14 protein-coding genes and 1 pseudogene are annotated in these 20,607 nt (G+C 70.5%); 6 read left to right on the forward strand and 9 right to left on the reverse strand.

Annotation, left to right across the window (positions count from 1 at the left end; genetic code table 11):
* Window positions 1–107: 107 nt before the first annotated feature.
* On the forward strand, window positions 108–665 hold the full coding sequence (locus ACTWOL_RS18675) for an RNA 2'-phosphotransferase (RefSeq protein ID WP_474297873.1): 558 nt from the start codon (window positions 108–110) through the stop codon (window positions 663–665).
* A gap of 85 nt (window positions 666–750) precedes the next feature.
* Here the strand turns inward: ACTWOL_RS18675 and ACTWOL_RS18680 are convergent, their stop codons facing one another.
* Window positions 751–1,653 (reverse strand): LLM class flavin-dependent oxidoreductase, encoded by a 903-nt coding sequence (locus tag ACTWOL_RS18680; RefSeq protein WP_474297874.1) that lies wholly within the window; start codon window positions 1,651–1,653, stop codon window positions 751–753.
* A gap of 155 nt (window positions 1,654–1,808) precedes the next feature.
* On the opposite strand from ACTWOL_RS18680, the gene ACTWOL_RS18685 reads away from it, so the two are divergent.
* Window positions 1,809–2,663 (forward strand): HAD hydrolase family protein, encoded by an 855-nt coding sequence (locus tag ACTWOL_RS18685; protein ID WP_474297875.1) that lies wholly within the window; start codon window positions 1,809–1,811, stop codon window positions 2,661–2,663.
* Between the two features lie 68 nt (window positions 2,664–2,731).
* Here the strand turns inward: ACTWOL_RS18685 and ACTWOL_RS18690 are convergent, their stop codons facing one another.
* From ACTWOL_RS18690 to hisC, 7 genes and pseudogenes are all read right to left on the reverse strand, one after another.
* A complete protein-coding gene (locus ACTWOL_RS18690; RefSeq protein WP_474297876.1) occupies window positions 2,732–3,775 on the reverse strand; it encodes a M23 family metallopeptidase in 1,044 nt (347 codons plus the stop codon).
* A gap of 100 nt (window positions 3,776–3,875) precedes the next feature.
* On the reverse strand, window positions 3,876–5,222 hold the full coding sequence (locus ACTWOL_RS18695; protein WP_474297877.1) for a GAF domain-containing sensor histidine kinase: 1,347 nt from the start codon (window positions 5,220–5,222) through the stop codon (window positions 3,876–3,878).
* A 20-nt stretch (window positions 5,223–5,242) separates the two neighbouring features.
* The gene (cydC, locus tag ACTWOL_RS18700; protein ID WP_474301193.1) at window positions 5,243–6,988 is read right to left on the reverse strand and encodes a thiol reductant ABC exporter subunit CydC; all 1,746 of its coding nucleotides are present in this window, start codon (window positions 6,986–6,988) and stop codon (window positions 5,243–5,245) included.
* 231 nt (window positions 6,989–7,219) lie between these two features.
* Window positions 7,220–8,941 (reverse strand): annotated as a pseudogene (gene cydD, locus ACTWOL_RS18705) (thiol reductant ABC exporter subunit CydD); the annotation flags it as partial.
* Between the two features lie 60 nt (window positions 8,942–9,001).
* Window positions 9,002–10,003 (reverse strand): cytochrome d ubiquinol oxidase subunit II, encoded by a 1,002-nt coding sequence (gene cydB, locus ACTWOL_RS18710; protein WP_474297878.1) that lies wholly within the window; start codon window positions 10,001–10,003, stop codon window positions 9,002–9,004.
* A gap of 22 nt (window positions 10,004–10,025) precedes the next feature.
* Window positions 10,026–11,531 carry a cytochrome ubiquinol oxidase subunit I gene (locus ACTWOL_RS18715; protein ID WP_474297879.1) on the reverse strand — a complete coding sequence of 502 codons (1,506 nt, stop codon included), beginning with the start codon at window positions 11,529–11,531 and terminating at the stop codon, window positions 10,026–10,028.
* A 395-nt stretch (window positions 11,532–11,926) separates the two neighbouring features.
* Window positions 11,927–13,012: a histidinol-phosphate transaminase gene (gene hisC, locus ACTWOL_RS18720; RefSeq protein WP_474297880.1), complete on the reverse strand. Its 1,086-nt coding sequence runs from the start codon at window positions 13,010–13,012 to the stop codon at window positions 11,927–11,929.
* Window positions 13,013–13,471: 459 nt separating this feature from the next.
* Between hisC and ACTWOL_RS18725 the strand changes: the two genes are divergently transcribed.
* The 3 genes from ACTWOL_RS18725 (at window position 13,472) to ACTWOL_RS18735 (ending at window position 16,983) form a co-directional block, all read left to right on the forward strand.
* Window positions 13,472–14,500, forward strand: coding sequence for a LacI family DNA-binding transcriptional regulator (locus ACTWOL_RS18725; protein ID WP_474297881.1), 1,029 nt, complete (start codon window positions 13,472–13,474; stop codon window positions 14,498–14,500).
* A 243-nt stretch (window positions 14,501–14,743) separates the two neighbouring features.
* Complete coding sequence (locus tag ACTWOL_RS18730) at window positions 14,744–15,985, forward strand: metallophosphoesterase (protein WP_474297882.1); 1,242 nt, start codon at window positions 14,744–14,746, stop codon at window positions 15,983–15,985.
* 158 nt (window positions 15,986–16,143) lie between these two features.
* Window positions 16,144–16,983, forward strand: coding sequence for a hypothetical protein (locus ACTWOL_RS18735; RefSeq protein WP_474297883.1), 840 nt, complete (start codon window positions 16,144–16,146; stop codon window positions 16,981–16,983).
* A 160-nt stretch (window positions 16,984–17,143) separates the two neighbouring features.
* Here the strand turns inward: ACTWOL_RS18735 and thiC are convergent, their stop codons facing one another.
* Window positions 17,144–18,919, reverse strand: a complete 1,776-nt coding sequence (thiC, locus tag ACTWOL_RS18740) for a phosphomethylpyrimidine synthase ThiC (RefSeq protein WP_474301194.1) — start codon at window positions 18,917–18,919, stop codon at window positions 17,144–17,146.
* 217 nt (window positions 18,920–19,136) lie between these two features.
* Here thiC and ACTWOL_RS18745 point away from each other — a divergent pair, with 217 nt between their 5' ends.
* Window positions 19,137–20,555, forward strand: coding sequence for a YibE/F family protein (locus ACTWOL_RS18745; RefSeq protein WP_474297884.1), 1,419 nt, complete (start codon window positions 19,137–19,139; stop codon window positions 20,553–20,555).
* Window positions 20,556–20,607 lie beyond the last annotated feature (52 nt).

The following is a 20,607-nucleotide window of genomic DNA, read 5'->3' on the forward strand; positions in this document are numbered from 1 at the left end:
AATTGCCCTTGTGGATAACGCACTTGGCTGTGGACCAAACATCTGGAAGGCAATCTTCCGGATGAAATCTCATGGCGCCGGCCGACGGCCGCGGGCACTCTGACGGGATGAGCGACAGCATGGACGAAAGACGCACCGTCAAAGTGTCGAAGTACCTCTCGAAGCACCTGCGGCACCAGCCCGAGCGGATCGGCATCACTCTCGATGCGAACGGCTGGGTCGCGATCGACGAGCTGATGCGCGCCGCGGCCGCGCACGGTTTCCCCTTCACCCGGTCCGAGCTGGACCATGTCGTCGCGGCCAACGACAAACGGCGCTACACGATCGACGGCGACCGGATCCGGGCCAACCAGGGGCACACCGTCGAGGTCGATCTGGACCTGCCGGCGGCCGAGCCGCCCCCGTACCTCTACCACGGCACCGTCGCCCGCCATCTGGACGCGATCCGCGCCGAGGGCCTGCGCCCCATGGCTCGCCACCATGTGCACCTCTCACCGGACCGCGAGACCGCGACCCGTGTCGGGGCACGCCGTGGCCGCCCGGTCGTCCTCTCCGTGGACGCGGGTGCGATGCACCGGGCCGGTCATGTGTTCCGGGTCAGCGCCAACGGCGTCTGGCTCGCGGACGCGGTCCCGCCCGAGTTCCTGCGCTTCCCGGCAACGTGAACCCTCTGTCGGCGGGTCCGTCCTGCCCATCGGCGGTCCGGCGCCGTCGACGACGACCACGCCGGACCTTGGCGGCGACGACCGCTCAGCGGAGCTGGGCGAGGGCCTCGGTGGCGATGCGTTCGAAGACGGTCGGATCGGCGGCGAAGTCCGAGTCCGGGATGGGCCAGTGGATCACGATCTCGGTGAAGCCGAGCTCCTGGTGGCGCCCCGCGAAGTCGACGAAGGCGTCCAGGGAGCCGAGGATCGTGCTGCGCTCGGGTGTGAACCCGGTCAGCAGGATCTTGTCCAGCTCGGCCATGTCGCGTCCGGCGTCCGCGCACGCCTTGCCGAGCTTCTCGACCTGACCGCGCAGCGCCGCCACCGACTGCTCCGGGGTGCCCTCCTCGTACAGCTTCGGGTCGCCCGTCGTCACCCACGCCTGCCCGTACCGGGCGGCCAGCTTCAGCCCGCGCGGCCCGGTCGCGGCGACCGCGAACGGCAGCCGGGGCCGCTGGACACAGCCGGGGATGTTGCGGGCCTCGTCCGCCGAATAGAACGTGCCCTGCTGCGAGACGGCGTCCTCGGTGAGCAGCCGGTCGAGCAGCCCCACGAACTCACCGAACCGGTCGGCCCGCTCACGTGGAGTCCACGCCTCCTGACCGAGCGCGGTGGCGTCGAAGCCGTTGCCGCCCGCGCCGATGCCGAGGGTGATCCGGCCGCCCGAGATGTCGTCGAGCGAGATCAGCTCCTTCGCCAGCGTCACCGGGTGCCGGAAGTTCGGCGAGGTGACGAGGGTCCCCAGGCGCAGCCGTTCGGTCGCCGTGGCGGCGGCGGTGAGTGTGGGCACGGCGCCGAACCACGGCCCGTCCCGGAAGGTCCGCCAGGAGAGGTGGTCGTACGTGTAGGCGGCCAGGAACCCCAGTTCCTCGGCTCGCTGCCACGCGGCACGGCCGCCCCCGTGCCAGCGGTCGGTGGGAAGGATCACGGTGCTCAGACGCAGACTCATGACGACGAGCGTACGTCGGCCGGGGAACTGCCCCCCGATGACTCCGGAGCGTACCCGAGCGGCTCTGACCAGTGATTTCGTACCGCGCACTTACCGGATACTCATATGTGCGCCCTCCCGCACGCCCGTGCGGCCAGATACGCGAGAATACGTTGGTGACCTCGGCTAACGATCCACTCCCGCTGCCCATGACCGTCCGGCTGATCGCCACGGACCTCGACGGCACCCTGCTGCGCGACGACAAGTCCGTCTCGGACCGCACCATCGCCGCGCTCGCCGCAGCCGAGGAGGCCGGCATAGAGGTCTTCTTCGTCACCGGCCGCCCGGCCCGCTGGATGGATGTCGTCAGCGACCACGTCCACGGCCATGGTCTGGCGATCTGCGCGAACGGGGCCGCCGTCGTCGATCTGCATTCCGGCGGCCGGCTGCTGGAGGCGCGCCCGCTGGAGCGGGAGACCGCGCTCGGGGTCGTCAGGACGCTCCGCGACGCGGCCCCGGGCACCGCCTTCGCCGTCGAACTGAGCACGGGCATCCACTACGAGCCGGACTATCCGCCCTTCCATGTCGACCCGGGTGCCACCGTCGGCACCGCCGAGAAGCTGCTCAGCGACGACGGCCCGGACCCCGCGGCACCGGTGCTCAAGCTGCTCGCCCAGCACCCGCGGCTGTCCCCCGACGGATTCCTGACCCTGGCGAGGACGGCCGCGGGAGACCTTGCCTCGTTCACCCGCTCCAGCCCCAGCGCGCTGCTGGAGATCAGCGGCAAAGGCGTCTCCAAGGCCTCCACGCTCGCGCTGTGCTGCGCCGAGCGCGGGATCTCGTCGGACGAGGTCGTGGCGTTCGGGGACATGCCCAACGATGTGGAGATGCTGACCTGGGCCGGCAGGTCGTACGCGATGGGCAACGCCCATCCGGACGTCATCGCCGCGGCGTCGGGGCGGACCGTCGCCAACAACGAGGACGGGGTCGCCGTGGTCATCGAGCAGATCCTCGCCGCGCACCGGGCCTGAGGGCGCACGACGGCACCGCGGGGACCTGCACGAGCCGGACGACGGCGCGCTCGCGCGGACGAGCCGGACTACACCCAGACGCCGCGGTCGGCCAGCCAGCCCACCGGGTCGACCCCGGACCCCAGATACGGCGTGACCCGTGTCTCGAAGTGCAGATGGGGCCCCGTGGAGTTCCCGGTGGTACCCGACTGGGCGATCCGCTCGCCGGTGCGCACCCACTCCCCCTGGTCGACGGTGACCGCGGCGAGATGCGCGTACTGCGTGTACCAGCCGTCGTCGTGCTGGATGACGATCTCGATGCCGAAGCCCCCTCCGCAGGACACGGAGACGACCTTGCCGTCTCCGACCGCCCGCACCGGCGTGCCGATGCCGACCGCGAAGTCCTGTCCGGTGTGCCGGTGTGCCCAGCGTTCCCCCGCCTTGTCGAAACCGGCCGACAACGTGTAGTTCTCCACCGGCGGCACCCAGTTGGGGCCGTCGCCGTCCAGCGGCGGCTGGTCGAGCCGGACCGCTCCGGCGCACTGCCCGGCGGCAGCAGAGCGGTTGGCCTGGCCCTGCAGCATCCACTGCGCCGTCTGCAGTTTGGTCTCGATGCCCCGCTTGATCGAGGCCAGCCGCGCGGCACGTGACTCGAGGTCGAGCAGTGCGGCACGCGCTCTCTCCTCGGCCCGGGCGCTGCGGAGTTCGGCTTTTCTGGCGTCGTCCAGCAGCCGGTTCACGGTCAGCTCCATCCGCCAGGCCAGCTGCCATCCGCGCATCATCTCGTCCGGGTCGTCGGCGAGCAGCAGCTTGGCCGTGACCGCCAGCGATCCCCCGCTGCGGTACTGGGCGCGGGCGACCATGCCGATCCTGTCGTGCAGCCACGCCAGTTCACGGCGCCGCAACATCAACTGCTCCTGGATCCGCTCGGTGCGGGCACGCTCGACATCGGCCGCGTGCCGGCCCCGCTCGTACGACGCGGACGCCTTCGACGCCTCCTCGTACAGCCGGGCCACCCGGGCGCTGACGGTCGGTCCGTCGCCGGCGGCGGCCGGGGGTACGGGCAGGACCAGCATCAGGCACGTCAGCGCCACAAGCAGCAGCCGGTACCCGTCGCGGTGTTGGTGGCCCATTCACGGATCGTCACACCGCCTTTTTCCGATGTGCGGCATTTCGCCGGTGTCGTACCACCAACCGGCCCAATCCCGGCGCGATACCGCGACCCGGCCCCCGTCAGGTCGTGTCCGGACGTTCTTTCCGGGCGCGCGAGCGCTCGCCCCCGCCGCCGTCGCCCTCGCCGTCGCGGACTTCGTCGCCGTCGCCCGCTTCCGGCCGCGGTTGCAGCGGCACTTCCCAGATCACCGTGGTGCCGCAGCCGTCCTGCGCGATCCCCGGTTCGCACCAGCTCGATCCGCCCAGCGATTCGGCCCTCCGCCGCAGTGTGCCCAGCCCGCCGCGGACGCCGTCGCCCGCACGTCCCACGCCGTCGTCCGCGACCGAGAGCCGCACCCCGCGGGCCTCCGCGGCGCCTGACGCCGCCGGCAGTCGTACGGTCGCGTCGACGACGACCTCGATACGGGTCGCCCGCGCGTGCCGGAAGGCAGAAGAGAGCGCCTCCCTCACTGCCGCGATCAGATTCCTGCCCGGCAGCTCGCCGACCACCGAGTCCACCGGCCCGAGGAATCGGTGCGACGGCGTGAACCCGAGGGGGACGGCCACCGTGTTGATCTCCCTCAGCACGCGCGTGCACAGGCCCGACGGCGCCTCCACCGGCCCCTGTTGCAACGCGAAGACCGCGGTACGGATCTCCTGGATGGTCAGGTCCAGTTCGTCGACCGCCTTGGCGAGGCACTCCTGCACGTCCGGAGCGAGTGACTTGCGCTGTGCGCTCTCCAGCATCATCCCGGTGGCGAACAGCCGCTGGATCACCAGGTCATGGAGGTCCCGGGCGATCCGGTCCCGGTCTTCGTAGACGAAGAGCCGTTCGCGGTCACGCTGCGCCTCGGCCATCATCAGGGCCAGCGCCGCCTGGGAGGCGAACTGCGCGGCGAGGGTGCGCTCGGTCCCGGTGAACCGGCGCGCTCCCCGCTCCCGCGACATGGCCAGCGCCCCGAGGACCCGGCCGCCCCTGCGCAGCGGCAGCAGCATGCTCGGGCCGTACCCGCCCCTCAGCCCGGTCGGCATGCGCGGATCGGTGTCGGCGTCGGCGGTGAACACCGCTTCTCCGGCAAGCAGCGACACCACGGCCGCACTGTCCGCCGGGATGACGTCGCCGGGAGCCCCGGCCGGCCGCGCGGAGGAGACGGCGACGACTTCCAGACCACCGTCCGCCGCCGGCAGCAGCACGATTCCGGCGGCCGCTGCGGCGAGCCTGCGCGCCTGCTCCGCCACCACGGCGAGTGCGTCGTCGACGTCGCCCCCGGCGAGCAGGGCGGTGGTCACCGCGACCGATCCGTCGATCCAGCGCTCACGCTGCCGGGCCGCCTCGTACCGCCGGGCGCCGATCGCTTCGGTCTCGGCGTCCGGGCGGCCCGTGGGGTCCTGGGGAGGGTCCGGATCCCGTGGTGCGGGCGCTGTCATGCCCCCGAGAGTAATAAGCCCTATATGGCCTGGAAAGTCGGATTGACGTGACGGTCGGCGAGCAGCTCGGCGGCGCGTTCCCGCTCCAGCATCCGGCGCAACGGTCCGTCCGCCGCGGCCAGCTCGGCGTACGGCCCCCGCTGGACGGTCCGGCCGTCCTCCAGGACCAGCACCTCGTCGACGGCGTCGAGGCCGCGGAGCCGGTGGGTGATCAGCACGGTGGTGCGCCCCTGGGTCGCGGCCAGCAGATCGGCGGTGAGTGCGTCCGCCGTGGCCAGGTCCAGGTGCTCGGCCGGCTCGTCGAGCAGCAGCACGGGGAAGTCGGCGAGCAGCGCCCGGGCGAGGGCGAGGCGCTGGCGCTGGCCGCCGGAGAGCCGGGCACCGTGTTCGCCCACCAGGGTGTCCAGACCGTCGGGCAGACCCTCTGCCCATTCCAGGAGCCGCGCCCCGGCAAGCGCCTCCCGCAGCTCGGCCTCGGAGGCACCGGTGCGGGCGAGTCTGAGGTTCTCCCGGATGGAGCTGTCGAAGACGTGGGCGTCCTGCGCGCACAGTCCGACGAAGCGGCGGACGGTGTCGCCGTCCAGCGCGGCCGCGTCCGTACCGCCGAGCCGGTAACCGCCCTCCCGCGGGTCGAGGAAGCGCAGCAGCACCTGGGCGAGCGTGGTCTTGCCCGCACCCGATGCGCCGACAACGGCGACCCGCTTGCCGGCTGTGAGCGTCAGATCGAGGCCGCCGAGGGCGTCGTGCTGCTGACCCGGGTGGCGGGCGGCGAGACCGCGGACCTCGAGCGGGAACGGGCAGGCGGGCGCCGGGGCCGGGTCCCGGGGCTCGTGTACGGGCACCGGGGCGTCGATCACCTCGAGGACCCGCTCGGCGCTCCTCCTGACGCGCTGCCGGTACTGCACCGCGAGCGGGAGTCCGGTGACCGCCTCGAACGCGGCCAGCGGGGTCAGCACGACGACGGCGAGTTCGACGCCTTCGATCCGGCCGGCGTGCACGGCCACGACGCCCGTGTACGCGGCGAGCGTGACGGTCAGACCGCAGGCGAGGGCGGAGAGGCCGCCGCCGAGCGCACCGGCGGACGCGGCCCGCGAAGCGATCCGGGTGAGGGCGGCGTCGGCCTCGCGCACCGCGGTGAGCCGCGCCCTGAGCGCACCGGCCACGGTCAGCTCGGCTGCGCCGCGCAGCAGATCGACGATCCGGGTCGCGAGCACACCGCGCGCGGGGGAGAGGCTGCGCTCGGCACGCCTCGCGCACGCCCCGCTGACCAGCGGCACGGCCACCCCGGCGACCAGGAGCCCGGCCGCGAGCACGGCGCCGGCTTCGGGCAGCAACCAGGCCGTGAAGCCGACGGAGGCGGCTCCGACGAGTACGGCCGCGCCCACCGGCAGCAGCCAGCGCAGCCAGTAGTCCTGCAGCGCGTCCACATCGGCGACGAGCCGGGACAGCACATCGCCGCGGCGGGTGCTGCGCAGCCCGGCCGGCGCGATGCGCTCCAGCCGCCGGTACACGGCGACCCGCACTTCGGCGAGCATCGACAGCACGGCGTCATGCGACACCAGCCGCTCGGCGTAGCGGAAGACCGCGCGACCGATACCGAACGCCCGCGTCGCCGTCACCGCCACCATCAGATAGAGGACCGGTGGCTGCTCGGATGCCCGTGAGATCAGCCAGCCGGACACGGCCATCAGTCCCACGGCGGACCCCAGCGCGAGGCTACCGAGCACCAGTGCCAGCACCAGCCGCCCGCGCAGCCCTCCGGCCATCGCCCGCACCCGCGCCAGGACGCCCGGCGTCCGCGGCTGTGCACCGGGGGAATCCGCGTCGGCCGACGCACGGGCCGTCGAATCAGCGGCGGCGGCCTCCGCCCCGTACCGCTCAGGCAGCGTGCCCCGGTCCGGTGCCTCCCCCCGCTCCGGATCGACCCGGCCGCTGTCGACGGTGGCATACGCGGCGGCGTGGTCCCCCTCGATCCGGGCAGCCGGCAGGCTCCGGGCCTGCGCAGCGGGAGCGCCGGGAACAGCGGGGGGAGCGGGGGAATCCGACGGCTCGGGGGCACGCAGCTCCACCACCCGGTCGGCGAGGGCCAGCAGGGCTGGCCGGTGGACGACCAGCAGCACCGTACGTCCGGCCGACAGCCGCCGCACCGCGTCCACGATGCCCGACTCCGTCTCCCCGTCCAGCGCGGCGGTCGGCTCGTCGAGCAGCAGCAGTGGCCGGTCGGCGAGAAAGGCCCGGGCCAGCGCGAGCCGCTGCCGCTGCCCGGCTGACAGGCCCGTACCGTCCTCGCCCAGTGGCGTCCCGGCACCGTGCGGCAGCCGGGCCACGAAGTCATGGGCTCCCGCGTCCCTCAGCGCCGCCTCGACTTCGGCGTCGTCGGCCCCGGGCCGTGCCAGCCGGACGTTCTCGGCGATGGTCCCGGCGAAGAGGTACGGCCGCTGGGGCACCCAGGCGATCCGTTCACGCCACGCCTCGAGGTCCACGCCAGCCAGATCCAGGTCCCCGTCCCGGCCCCCGGCGGCGCCGATCCGTACCGCTCCCTCGTCCGGGCGGACGAACCCCAGCACCACATCCAGCAGGGTCGACTTCCCGGCCCCGCTCGGCCCGACCAGGGCGACGGTCTCTCCGTCCCGTACGGCCAGTGAGGCACCTTCCAGCGCGGGCGCCGAACGCCCCTTGTGCCATACGGTCACCGAGTCCAGCTCCAACCGGATCCCGCGCGACCCCGGCACGGTCCCGGTACCTGCCGTGGGGACCGGCTCCTCCAGCACCTCGAAAATCTCCTCCGCGGCGGAGAGCCCCTCGGCCGCCGCGTGGTACTGCGCCCCGACCTGCCGTATCGGCAGATACGCCTCCGGCGCGAGGATGAGCACCACCAGGCCCGTGAAGAGGTCGAGCTCGCCATGGACGAGCCGCATACCGATGCCGACCGCCACCAGCGCCACCGAGAGCGTCGACAGCAGCTCCAGCGCGAACGACGACAGGAACGCGATCCGCAGCGTTCCCAGCGTCGCCCGCCGGTACTCCCCCGTGATCCTCCTGATCGACTCGGCCTGTGCCTTCGCCCGCCCGAACACCTTCAGCGTCGGCAGCCCCGCGACCACATCCAGGAAGTGCCCGGACAGCCGGGTCAGCAGCGTCCACTGACGCTTCATCCTGGCTTCGGTGGCCCAGCCGATCAGCACCATGAAAACCGGGATCAGCGGCAGCGTTCCGGCGATGATCGCCGCCGAGACCCAGTCCTCGGTGACGATCCGCGCCAGCACCGCCACGGGAACGACCACCGCGAGCCCCAGCTGCGGCAGATAGCGCGCGAAGTAGTCGTCGAGTGCGTCGACCCCGCGCATGGCGAGGGCCACCAGCGACCCGGTGCGCTGACGGCTCAGCCAGTGCGGCCCGAGTTCCGCCGCCCGTTCCAGGAGCCGCATCCGCAGTTCGCTCTTGACCGCCGCACTCGCCCGGTGCGCCGCCAGTTCGGTCAGCCAGGTCACCAGCGCCCGGCCGGCCGCGACCGCGGCCAGCAGGGCCAGCTGGGTCCCCAGTGCGGAGGCGTCCATGCCCTTCTGGAACGCCCCCACCACCACCTCGGCGATGAGCATCGCCTGGGCGACGACCAGCGCCGCTCCGGCCGCGCCGAGAACCACCACCGCCGCCATGAACAGGCGGGTGGCCCGGGCGTACCGCAGCAGACGCGGGTCGACGGGTTTCACGTGAAACATCCCCTCCTCATGGGCGGCGGCCGACGACGGACCGGCGAGCCGGCTGTCCGGGTGCCAGGCTCAGTGCGGACCGGCGATGTGCTGGGTGCCGATCCGCTTCCGGAAGACCCAGTACGTCCAGCCCTGGTAGAGCATCACCACGGGTGTGGCGATCACCGCACACCAGGTCATGATCTTCAGCGTGTAGGGGCTCGACGAGGCGTTGGTCACCGTCAGGCTCCATGCCTCGTTGAGCGACGACGGCATGACGTTCGGAAACAGCGTCAGGAACAGCATCGCGACCGCGGCCGCGATGGTGACGCCCGACAGGGCGAACGACCATCCCTCGCGTCCCATCCGGATCGCTCCGATGGCTCCGATCAGCGCGACCGCTGCGACGGCCATCGCGACCAGGCTGGTGCCGTCACCCTTGTCCGCCTGGGTCCAGCCCAGGAAGCCCACGGCCAGGACCGCCGCGACCGGCCCGAGCACCAGTGCCAGCCGGCGGGCACGCTCCCGGATGTCCCCCACGGTCTTCAGCGCGGCGAACACCGTGCCGTGGAAGGTGAACAGGGACAGCGTGACCAGGCCGCCGAGCAGTGCGTACGGATTGAGCAGATCGCCGAACGTGCCGACGTACTCCATCTCCGCGTCGATCTTCACGCCCCGCACGATGTTGCCGAAGGCCACACCCCAGAGCACGGCCGGTACCAGCGAGGTCCAGAAGATGGCGTGCTCCCAGTTGCGCTGCCAGCGCTCCTCGGGTCGCTTCACCCGGTACTCGAACGCGACGCCCCGCACGATCAGGCAGACCAGGATCATCAGCAGGGGCAGATAGAAGCCCGAGAAGAGGGTGGCGTACCAGTCGGGGAAGGCGGCGAAGGTCGCACCGCCGGCCGAGAGCAGCCACACCTCGTTTCCGTCCCAGACGGGGCCGATCGTGTTGATGAGAACACGCTTCTCCGCCCTGTCACGGGCGAGCAGCTTCGTCAGGACGCCGATCCCGAAGTCGAAGCCCTCGAGAAAGAAGTAGCCGGTCCACAGGACGGCGATGACGACGAACCAGATGTCGTGGAGTTCCATGCCTCAGCTCCAGTCCTCGGACTCAGTACGAGAAGGCCATCGGCCGGTCGGCGTCACGGTCGTCGCCGCCGATCTTGGTGGGCGGGTTGAGGTCGGCTTCGGTGAGTTCGGGCGGCCCCGCCTTGACGTACTTCACCAGCAGCCTGACCTCGATCACGGCGAGCACCGCGTACAGCGCCGTGAAGACGGTCATCGAGGTGAGCACCTCTGCCTGGGAGACACCGGGGGAGACCGCGTCGCGGGTGCGCAGCACGCCGTACACGACCCAGGGCTGACGCCCCATCTCCGTGAAGATCCAGCCCCAGGAGTTGGCGATCAGCGGGAAGCCGAGGGTCCAGACCGCCGCGAGCCAGTAGAGCCCGCTGAGCTTCGCGCCGAGCGGCTTCCTGAACAGCACGACATGCGGCACCTCGTCCTCACCGACCCTCAGCGCGCGCGGCAGCAGGAACTTCTTGCGGGTCAGCCAGAGCCCGGCCATACCGAGGGCGAAGGACGCCATGCCGAAGCCGATCATCCAGCGGAAGCCCCAGTAGGTGACGGGGATGTTGGGCCGGTAGTCACCGGGCCCGTACTTCTCCTGCTCGGCCTTGTTGGTGTCGTTGATCCCCGGTACGTACGAGGTGAAGTCGTCGTTGGCCAGGAAGGACAGCAGACCGGGGATCTCTATCGCGACCTTGTTGTGGCCCTTGTCCACATCGCCGTACGCGAACACGGAGAAGGGTGCGGGCCGCTCGCCGTCCCACAGCGCCTCGGCCGCGGCCATCTTCATCGGCTGCTGCTTAAACATGACCTTGCCGAGGAAGTCGCCGCTGAGCGCAGTGAGCATCCCCGCGATGACGACCGTGACCAGACCGAGCCGCAGGGAGGTCTTCATCACCGGGACGTGCTTCTTCCGCCTCAGATGGAAGGCCGCGATGCCGACCATGAACGCGCCCCCGGTCAGGAAGGCCGCGGAGAGGGTGTGGAAGGCCTGGGTGAGGGCGGTGTTCTGGGTCAGGACCAGCCAGAAGTCGGTGAGTTCCGCCCGGCCGGTCTCCTTGTTGATCCGGTAGCCGACCGGGTGCTGCATCCAGGAGTTGGCGGCCAGGATGAAGTACGCCGACAGGACCGTGCCGATGGAGACCATCCAGATGCAGGCGAGATGGATCCTCTTCGGGAGCTTGTCCCAGCCGAAGATCCACAGGCCGATGAAGGTCGACTCGAAGAAGAAGGCGATCAGTGCCTCGAAGGCGAGGGGAGCGCCGAAGACATCGCCGACGAAGCGGGAGTAGTCGGACCAGTTCATACCGAACTGGAACTCCTGCACGATGCCGGTGACCACACCCATCGCGATGTTGATCAGGAAGAGCTTGCCCCAGAACTTGGTCGCCTTGAGGTACTTCTCCTTCTCCGTGCGCACCCAGGCCGTCTGCAGCCCCGCCGTCAGGGCGGCGAGCGAGATCGTCAGGGGCACGAAGAGGAAGTGGTAGACGGTGGTGATGCCGAACTGCCAGCGCGCCAGAGTCTCCGGCGCCAGGGCCAGGTCCACGTCGTCCTCCTTACGTCGGCGTGGTCACAATCGGCGTGGTCACGTCATCGCGGTCACGGATCGCCGTTGTCACGAGTCACCGTGGTCACGTTGCCGATGCAGCCACGCCAGCCCACCCCTCGGATCCCGCCCATTCCGGGATATTCAAGGCGCGCTTGTGAACGCGTTCACATTCACAAGCAATTATGCCGTATCCGAAATCCGCACTGACGAGCGGGTCCCCCTCCCTGTGGGTGAGCGGTCGACCAGGGCGGATCCGGCCCGCGAACAGCGGACCGCCCCCGTGAGCTGCTGCTCACGGCGGGGGTCCCCCCGGCCGGAGGCTGGGGGAGGTCGCCAACGGCCGACGGCATCCGGATCCCGCCCGGGCGGTCCTCACCGGTGCGGAAAGGGCCCTACATCTCCTTGCGGAACGCCTCCGCCGTGTGCAGGAACACATCGTTCGCCTCGCACTCGCCGATGGTGACGCGCACACCCTCACCCGCGAACGGCCGCACCACGACACCCGCCCGCTCGCACGCGGCGGCGAAGTCGGCCGCACGCTCGCCGAGCCGCATCCAGACGAAGTTCGCCTGGGTCGGCGGCACCGTCCAGCCCTGCTTCAGCAGGCCCTCGTACACCCGGCCCCGCTCGGCGACCAGTGCGCCGACCCGCCCGAGCAGTTCGTCCTCGGCCTGCAGCGAGGCGACCGCCGCGTCCTGGGCGAGCTGGCTCACACCGAAGGGCACCGCCGTCTTGCGCAGGGCGGCAGCCACCGGCTCATGGGCGATCGCGAAGCCGACCCGCAGGCCGGCCAGCCCGTAAGCCTTGGAGAAGGTGCGGAGCACAGCGACGTTCGGACGGTTCCGGTAGATCTCGATTCCGTCGGGGACCTCGGCGTCCCTGATGAACTCGCGGTAGGCCTCGTCCAGCACCACCAGCACATCGGAGGGCACGCGGTCGAGGAAGCGCTCCAGCTCGGCACGGTGCACCACCGTGCCGGTGGGGTTGTTGGGGTTGCAGACGAAAATCAACCGGGTCCGGTCGGTCACCGCGTCCGCCATCGCGTCCAGATCGTGCACATCACCCGACGTCAGCGGGACCTGGACCGGGGTGGCACCACTGATCCGCGTGATGATCGGGTACGCCTCGAAGGACCGCCAGGCGTACATGACCTCGTCACCCGGACCCGCGGTCGCCTGGATCAGCTGCTGGGCGACGCCGACCGAACCGGTGCCGGTAGCCAGGTGGGACAGCGGCACACCGAAGCGGTCGGCGAGCTCGTTCATCAGCCCGGTGCAGGCCATGTCCGGGTACCGGTTGAAGGCCGCCGCCGCGGCGAGGGCCGACTCCATCACGCCGGGCAGCGGCGGATACGGATTCTCGTTGGAGGAGAGCTTGAAGGCGGCGGGCCCTTCACCGCCGGCCGCGGCGGGCTTTCCCGGCTTGTAGGTGGGGATGCCGTCCAGCTCGGCGCGAAGCTTGGGGCTTGTCTCGCTCACCGCAGGTCCTCCTCGACCCTCGTACGCACTCGTCAATACTGCTCACCAATACTGCTCACCATATGAGGATTCCCGGCCGCTGCGAATGGGCGGACCCGGAATCCCATGAGGCAGGGGGGAGCGCTTCTTCTCATATGCGCGCCGGTGGCTCACTCCGTGGCGCGCATCACCCGTAGTAGTGAGTTGAGACCTCTTCGAAACATCGGGCCATCAACAGGCCCATGCCCGTCGACGACCATAAGACCACCGGACATCCCCCCAACTTCCTTTGTTTCAAAGGCAATTATGGTGCCGATGCCATGCAGAAACGTGTCTGTCAACGGCTGCATATGCGACCGGACCAACCGCACGTCATCCCCCTACTATCGGCTCGCCATGACAGCAGCAGGGAAGCACCAGGTGAGCCGGACAGAGACATCGCGCCGGGGCCGGCGGCAAGGTCGGGCGGGCATCCGGGACGTGGCCGCCGCAGCCGGTGTCTCCATCACGACTGTCTCCGACGCCCTCAACGGCAAGGGCAGGCTCCCGGACGCCACACGCCGCCATGTCCGCGAGGTCGCCGACCGGCTGGGCTACCGGCCGTCGGCCGCGGCCCGCACGCTCCGTACCGGCAAGTCGGGCCTCATCGGTCTGACGGTGACGACCTACGGGGATGAACCTTTCACCTTCACCGAGTTCGCCTACTTCGCCGAGATGGCGAGAGCCGCGACCTCCGCGGCGCTCGCCCGCGGCTACGCCCTCGTCATCCTTCCGGCCACCTCTCGCCATGACGTCTGGTCCAACGTCGCCCTCGACGGCACCGTCGTCATCGACCCGTCGGACCACGACCCGGTGGTCACCGAGCTGGTCCGCCAGGGCCTGCCCGTGGTCTCCGACGGCCGGCCGGCCGGCACACTCCCCGTCACCGCCTGGGTCGACAACGACCACGAAGCCGCCGTGCTCGATCTGCTGGACCATCTCGCCGCCGCCGGCGCCCGCCGCATCGGCCTGCTCACCGGCACGAGCACCGACACCTACACCCGTCTGTCGACCACGGCGTACCTCGACTGGTGCGAACGCGTCGGCCAGGACCCCGTCTACGAGGCCTACCCGGCGCACGACCCCTGTGCGGGAGCCATCGCCGCCGACCGGCTGCTCGCCCGGCCTGACCGCCCCGACGCGGTCTACGGGCTCTTCGACCCCAACGGCACCGATCTGCTGGCAGCCGCCAGGCGCTACGGGCTGCGCGTCCCCGACGACCTGCTGCTGGTGTGCTGCAGCGAGTCCATGGTGTACGCCAGCACCGAGCCGCCCATCACCACCCTCTCGCTCAAGCCCCGGCGGATCGGCACCGCCGTCGTCCAGCTGCTCATCGACGCCATCGAGGGCATCGACGACGGGGGCCCGGTCGAGCAGGTGATACCGACGGAGCTGATCGTCCGCACCTCTTCCCAACGGCGCTCCCCCCGGACCACGGTGAGCCCTCCTCGGTCGCCCTCGCCGGACTAGTGATGTGTCCGGGGCCGGGGCCCGGGCCTTCCGGTCCGACCGCCCGCGGATGACGTCATCTCCGGACCGGACCAGCACAATTGGGGCTAAACAGTCAGAGAACCCGGGGTATACCCGGATTCAGCACCCCTGGTGCATCACACAACACGGGCCGCATTCCTATGATGGGCGCACGACACCGCGGGCCCCCCCGACCAGGACGGTCCGGCGGTGTACGGCGGCGCGACGGTGGTGGAGGGGTCGATGACTCAGGGGGCCGGTCAGGGACCCGTGGTGCGGACGGCGACGTTGCGTGACTTCCGGGTGCCTCCGTACGCGCAGGTCCCGGTGCAGTCCCAGGCCCCGCTTCCCGAACAGGTGCCGGCGGACGCCGCCGGCGACCCCGCGCCTCACCCGCTCCCGCTCCCGCTCCCGCTCCCGCTCCCGCAGGGCACCGACTCCGCGGCTCCCGGCGACGCTCACCCCGGCGCATCCCATGACGTCCAGGGCGGCGTACCCGGCGAAGCCCAGGGCCACCCCGGCAATGCCCATCCCGACGACGAGCCGCCGGAGGGCTACACGCCCACCGAACGGGACCTGCCCGTGATCAGCCGCCGCGGTGACACCGTCCAGGTGGTCGTCACGCCCGTCGAGGAGCCGAATCCGGCCGCCGACGGTCCGGGCCCCCTCTACGTCGTCGGCGATGTGCACGGCTACCTCGACGAGCTCGTCGCCGCGCTCGCCGAGGCCGGGCTGATCGACGCCGACGGCAACTGGTCCGCCGGCAACACCAGACTCTGGTTCCTCGGCGACTTCACCGACCGCGGCCCCGACGGGATCGGTGTCATCGACCTCGTCATGCGGCTCTCCGCGGAGGCCGCGGCGGCAGGCGGCTACTGCAAGGCCCTGATGGGCAATCACGAGCTGCTGCTCATCGGTGCCAAGCGCTTCGGGGACACCCCGGTCAGCTCCGGCGCCGGAACCGCCACGTTCCAGGCCGCCTGGCTCCTCAACGGGGGCCAGAAGAACGACATGGACCGGCTCCAGGACGTCCACCTCCAGTGGATGTCCCGGCTGGACGCCGTGGCCGAGGAGGACGGGCACCTGCTGCTGCACTCCGACACGACCGCCTACCTCGAGTACGGCACCACGATCGAGGACGTCAACGAGACCGTCCAGGAGATCCTCAACCGCAACGACGCGGACGAGTGCTGGGACCTCTTCCGCAAGTTCACCAAGCGCTTCTCCTTCCGTGACGACGACGGCCCGGATGCCGTACGGGAACTGCTCGCCGCCTACGGCGGCACGCGCGTCGTCCACGGCCACAGCCCCATCCCCTATCTGCTCGGGCAGGTCGGCACCGAGGACGCGGCGGACGGCGAGGACACCTCGGGCCCGCGCGTCGAAGGTCCCCACGTGTATGCGGACGGACTGGCCATCGCGATGGACGGCGGAGTGACCATGGCCGGAAAGCTGCTGGTCGTCGAGCTTCCGCTGGCCGACTGAGGGCCCACTGAGGCAATCCCGCGCAGGCGATTTCCGGAAACCCTCTGTCACCCCCTGCCTTGACCGCTCTACCATCGGCATATCCGTAGCAGGCTCTCCTCCGTTTCCGCCCAACCGCCCACCCATGCGGGCAATCCGGCCCTACGGAGCATCGGGGGATGCACATGAACAGCGCTCCGCACCTGCTGACCGAGGACCGCGCCGAATACGAGCGCGTCCTCGACGACGCGCTGCGCAACGCCCACAACCGTCCGGACCTTGCCGCTCTCGGAGAGCGGCTCAACGCCGAACAGCTCCGCACCATGGCGCTCAACGCCACCGCCGTCATAGCCGGCGCTGCCGCCGCGGAGTACGAGTACTTCGTCAAGGTCCGCGAGGAACTGCGCTCGCCCGCCCTGTCGTCCGACGGCGGTCCGGTGCCGGGCCCGGCCGTGGCGGACGCGTACGAGCCGGGGACCGGGGCAGGCATCGGCGCGGTGCTCACCGTTCTGGCACCGGTGCTCGCGGCCACCGCGGCAGTCATCCTGCTCTTCGTGGGCTACGTCCTGAAGGCGCTCGACCCTGAACCCTCGTTCGCGCAGACCCTGCTGACGGCCGGCTGGTTCTTCGGGGCGCTCACGGCCGCGAGTCTCCTGGCGGCCGCCATCGGACTGCTGATCACCGCTCTGCGCAACAGTGCGACCCAGGTGCCCGCCGAGGAGACGAGCGCGGAGCTTCCCGACGAGGTGGCGGAGGTGGCGCGGGCCCGTGAGGCCTGGCGGCACGCCCTCCTGGAGCGGGGGTTCGTCCCGTTCCTGCGGACGGCCCTGGCCGATCCGCGTTCCGACCCGGCCGCGTCTCCGCCCCCGCGCACGGTCAACCGGATCCCCAAGGTGGGCTACAGCGGCCCGGACTTCTCGAGTCCGAGCGAGGGCTCATCGTCGTCATCCCGCCCGACGTTCACCAGCCCCGACTTCACCAGCCCCGATTTCGGGCCCCCGGAGCACCTGCCCGAGTAGCCGGGGCAACTCCGCGTCCCGGGCCCGGGTTTCCCCCGGCGACCCATGTCGACGGGCTGTTCGCCGCCGCATGACCGTCAGGTGGCGCGGCAGCACGGCACTTCTGACAGCGGACGACCGGCGGCTCTCCGAGCAGCGCGCCGCCGGTCGTCCGTCCCGGTCAGTCCGCCATCGGCAGATAGACCCGGTTACCCGAGGCCGCGAACTCCTTGGACTTCTGCAGCATGCCCTCGGCGATCGCCTCGTCCGACTCCGCCGGCTCGTCACCGCCGAACTGCTCGGTGATGCTCCTGCTGATCTTCATCGAGCAGAACTTCGGCCCGCACATCGAGCAGAAGTGCGCGGTCTTCGCCGGTTCCGCCGGAAGCGTCTCGTCGTGGAACTCCCGCGCCGTGTCCGGGTCCAGGGCCAGATTGAACTGGTCCTCCCAGCGGAACTCGAAGCGCGCGTCCGAGAGGGCGTCGTCCCACTCCTGCGCACCCGGGTGCCCCTTGGCGAGATCCGCGGCATGGGCCGCGATCTTGTACGTGATGACGCCGGTCTTGACGTCGTCCCGGTTCGGCAGGCCCAGGTGCTCCTTGGGCGTGACGTAGCAGAGCATCGCGGTGCCCCACCAGGCGATCATCGCCGCGCCGATGCCCGAGGTGATGTGGTCGTAGGCGGGCGCCACATCGGTCGTCAGGGGCCCCAGCGTGTAGAACGGCGCCTCCTCGCAGATCTCCTGCTGGAGGTCGATGTTCTCCTTGATCTTGTGCATCGGGACATGTCCCGGGCCCTCGATCATCGTCTGGACCTGGTGCCGCTTGGCGATGCTGTTCAGTTCGCCGAGCGTCTTCAGCTCGGCGAACTGCGCCTCGTCGTTGGCGTCCGCGATCGAGCCGGGCCGCAGCCCGTCGCCGAGGGAGTACGTCACGTCGTAGGCCGCGAGGATCTCGCAGAGCTCCTCGAAGTTCTCGTACAGGAACGACTCCTTGTGGTGCGCGAGGCACCAGGCCGCCATGATCGATCCGCCGCGCGAGACGATGCCGGTCTTGCGGCGTGCGGTCAGCGGCACGTACCGCAGCAGCACACCGGCGTGGACCGTCATGTAGTCGACGCCCTGCTCGGCCTGTTCGATGACGGTGTCCTTGTAGATCTCCCAGGTGAGTTCCTCGGCCTTGCCGTCGACCTTCTCCAGCGCCTGGTAGAGCGGCACGGTGCCGATCGGCACGGGGGAGTTGCGCAGCACCCACTCACGGGTGGTGTGGATGTTGCGGCCGGTGGAGAGGTCCATGACGGTGTCCGCACCCCACCGGGTCGCCCACGTCATCTTCTCCACCTCCTCCTCGATGGAGGAGGTCACGGCGGAGTTGCCGATGTTGGCGTTGACCTTCACCAGGAACCGCTTGCCGATGATCATCGGCTCGATCTCAGGGTGGTTGACGTTCGCCGGCAGAACGGCACGCCCCGCGGCGATCTCGTCACGCACGACCTCCGGGGAGACGTTCTCCCGGATCGCCACGAACTCCATCTCCGGCGTGATCTCGCCGCGGCGGGCGTAGGCGAGCTGGGTCACCGCCTGTCCGCCGCGGCCACGGCGGGGCTGCCGGGGCCGGCCGGGGAAGACCGCGTCGAGGTTGCGCAGCCCGCCTCGCGGCGCGGTGTGCTTGATCCCGTCGTCCTCGGGGCGGACGGGGCGGCCCGCGTACTCCTCGGTGTCTCCGCGCCCGATGATCCAGTTCTCGCGCAACGGCACCAGTCCACGGCGGACATCGGTCTCGGTCTGCGGGTCGGTGTACGGTCCGGACGTGTCGTACAGGGTCACGTCCTTGCCATTGGTGAGGTGCACCTGCCGGACCGGCACCCGGATGTCGGGGCGTGAACCCTCGACGTACGCCTTGTGCCAGCCGATGGACTTCCCGCTCCCCTCGCCCTCGTTCGGGCCGGAGGCAGGCATGCGTGTGTCCTGAACGGTCATCGTGACCTACTCCCTACGCCGGCATTACCCGGTAACAGGTTCGGCGGTCGGCGCAGCTGTCCCGTACGGAGTACGAAGGTCAGCGCCCTCTCAGCCCGGTGCTCCGAGCTCCCGCGTGTGCAAAGGTGTCACCACGCTAGCGCCCCGTCGGGCGTGCTGAACAGTGGGCCCCCTTCGTTGTTGGGATGATCAGCCGGTGACCTCCTCGCAGCAACCTCCCGTACCCGACGACCAGACGGCCGGCGACGGCGGGCGGGACCACGGTGCCGCCGAGCACGGCCACGGTCATGCGCACAGTCATGGGCACGGTCCCGCGGCGCCCGTCTCCCGTCATCTGCGGAGGGTCATCGCCGCGGTGGTGATCCCCTTCGCCGCCGCCGTCGTGGCCGGTCTCGTCGTGCTGTGGCCGGGGGGTTCGCCGGGGCACGAACGCACCGGTGTCGGTTTCGACCGGCAGACCGAGGAGGGGAGGGTGGTGAAGGTCGTCCAGGTCGACTGCAAGGACGTGAACGCGTCGCAGGTGCCGACCGGTGACACCTCGCCCCCCGAGCGCCGTGAGGCGGGCAACTCGCAGCGGGGCACGTGCGGGAAGGCCACCGTCGAGGTCACGACCGGCAAGGACAAAGGCCGTACGTTCGCCGAGATCGTGCAGCCCGATGCCCCGCGTCAACTGCGCACGGGACAGGGGGTGGTGGTGGCGTACGCGCCCGACGCCCCGCGGGATCTGCAGTACTCGGTGTCCGATGTGAACCGTGAGGTCCCCATGGCGGTGCTCGCCGGGATCTTCGCCCTGGCCGTCGTCCTGGTCGGGCGGATGCGTGGGGTGATGGCGCTGATCGCGCTGGCCGTGAGCTTCGCGCTGCTGACCCTGTTCATCCTGCCCGCGATTCTGCAGGGCTCGAATCCGCTGGTCGTGGCGGTCGTCGGGGCGAGCGCCATCATGCTGGTCGCGCTCTATCTGTGTCATGGCGTGTCCGCCCGTACCTCGGTCGCCGTGCTCGGCACCCTGATCTCCTTGCTGCTGATCGGGTTGCTGGGCTCGCTGTTCATCGGATGGGCGTCGCTGAGCGGGAACACGGACGACAACACCGGTCTGATCCACGGTCTCTACCCGGAGATCGACCTGTCCGGTCTGCTGCTCGCGGGCGTGATCATCGGTTCGCTGGGTGTACTCGACGATGTGACGGTGACGCAGACCTCCGCGGTGTGGGAGCTGCACCAGGCGGATCCCACGATGGGTCCGCGCCGGCTGTACCAGTCGGCGATCAGGATCGGCCGGGACCACATCGCGTCGGTCGTCAACACGCTCGTACTCGCCTATGCGGGCGCGTCGTTGCCGCTCCTGCTGCTCTTCTCGGTCGCGCAGTCCGGTGTGGGGACCGTGGCCAACAGTGAACTGGTGGCCGAGGAGATCGTACGGACGCTGGTGGGATCGATCGGCCTGGTCGCTGCGGTGCCGCTCACCACCGCGCTGGCGGCTCTGGTGGTCTCCGCCGACCGCCCGGGTGTCACGGTCGGCGCAGGTGTCACGATCGGCGTCGCCACGGTCGGCGCGGGCAGCACGGGCAGCGCGGCACCGGCACGCAGGGGAAAGGGCCGTCGGCGCCGGACATGACGGGGCGCGCCCTATCGGCGGTCCTCAACAGGCGTTCCTCAGGCGGTGGTTC

Source organism: Micromonospora sp. IBHARD003 (assembly GCF_056106285.1).

What these genes read in the sequence shown, in the direction of transcription:
- ACTWOL_RS18675 (WP_474297873.1), top strand. Translation starts at nt 108, where the DNA reads ATGAGCGACAGCATGGACGAAAGACGCACCGTCAAAGTGTCGAAGTAC.
- ACTWOL_RS18680 (WP_474297874.1), bottom strand. Translation starts at nt 1,653, where the DNA reads ATGAGTCTGCGTCTGAGCACCGTGATCCTTCCCACCGACCGCTGGCAC.
- ACTWOL_RS18690 (WP_474297876.1), bottom strand. Translation starts at nt 3,775, where the DNA reads ATGGGCCACCAACACCGCGACGGGTACCGGCTGCTGCTTGTGGCGCTG.
- ACTWOL_RS18695 (WP_474297877.1), bottom strand. Translation starts at nt 5,222, where the DNA reads ATGACAGCGCCCGCACCACGGGATCCGGACCCTCCCCAGGACCCCACG.
- cydC (WP_474301193.1), bottom strand. Translation starts at nt 6,988, where the DNA reads ATGGCCGGAGGGCTGCGCGGGCGGCTGGTGCTGGCACTGGTGCTCGGT.
- cydB (WP_474297878.1), bottom strand. Translation starts at nt 10,003, where the DNA reads ATGGAACTCCACGACATCTGGTTCGTCGTCATCGCCGTCCTGTGGACC.
- ACTWOL_RS18730 (WP_474297882.1), top strand. Translation starts at nt 14,744, where the DNA reads ATGACTCAGGGGGCCGGTCAGGGACCCGTGGTGCGGACGGCGACGTTG.
- ACTWOL_RS18735 (WP_474297883.1), top strand. Translation starts at nt 16,144, where the DNA reads ATGCACATGAACAGCGCTCCGCACCTGCTGACCGAGGACCGCGCCGAA.
- thiC (WP_474301194.1), bottom strand. Translation starts at nt 18,919, where the DNA reads ATGCCTGCCTCCGGCCCGAACGAGGGCGAGGGGAGCGGGAAGTCCATC.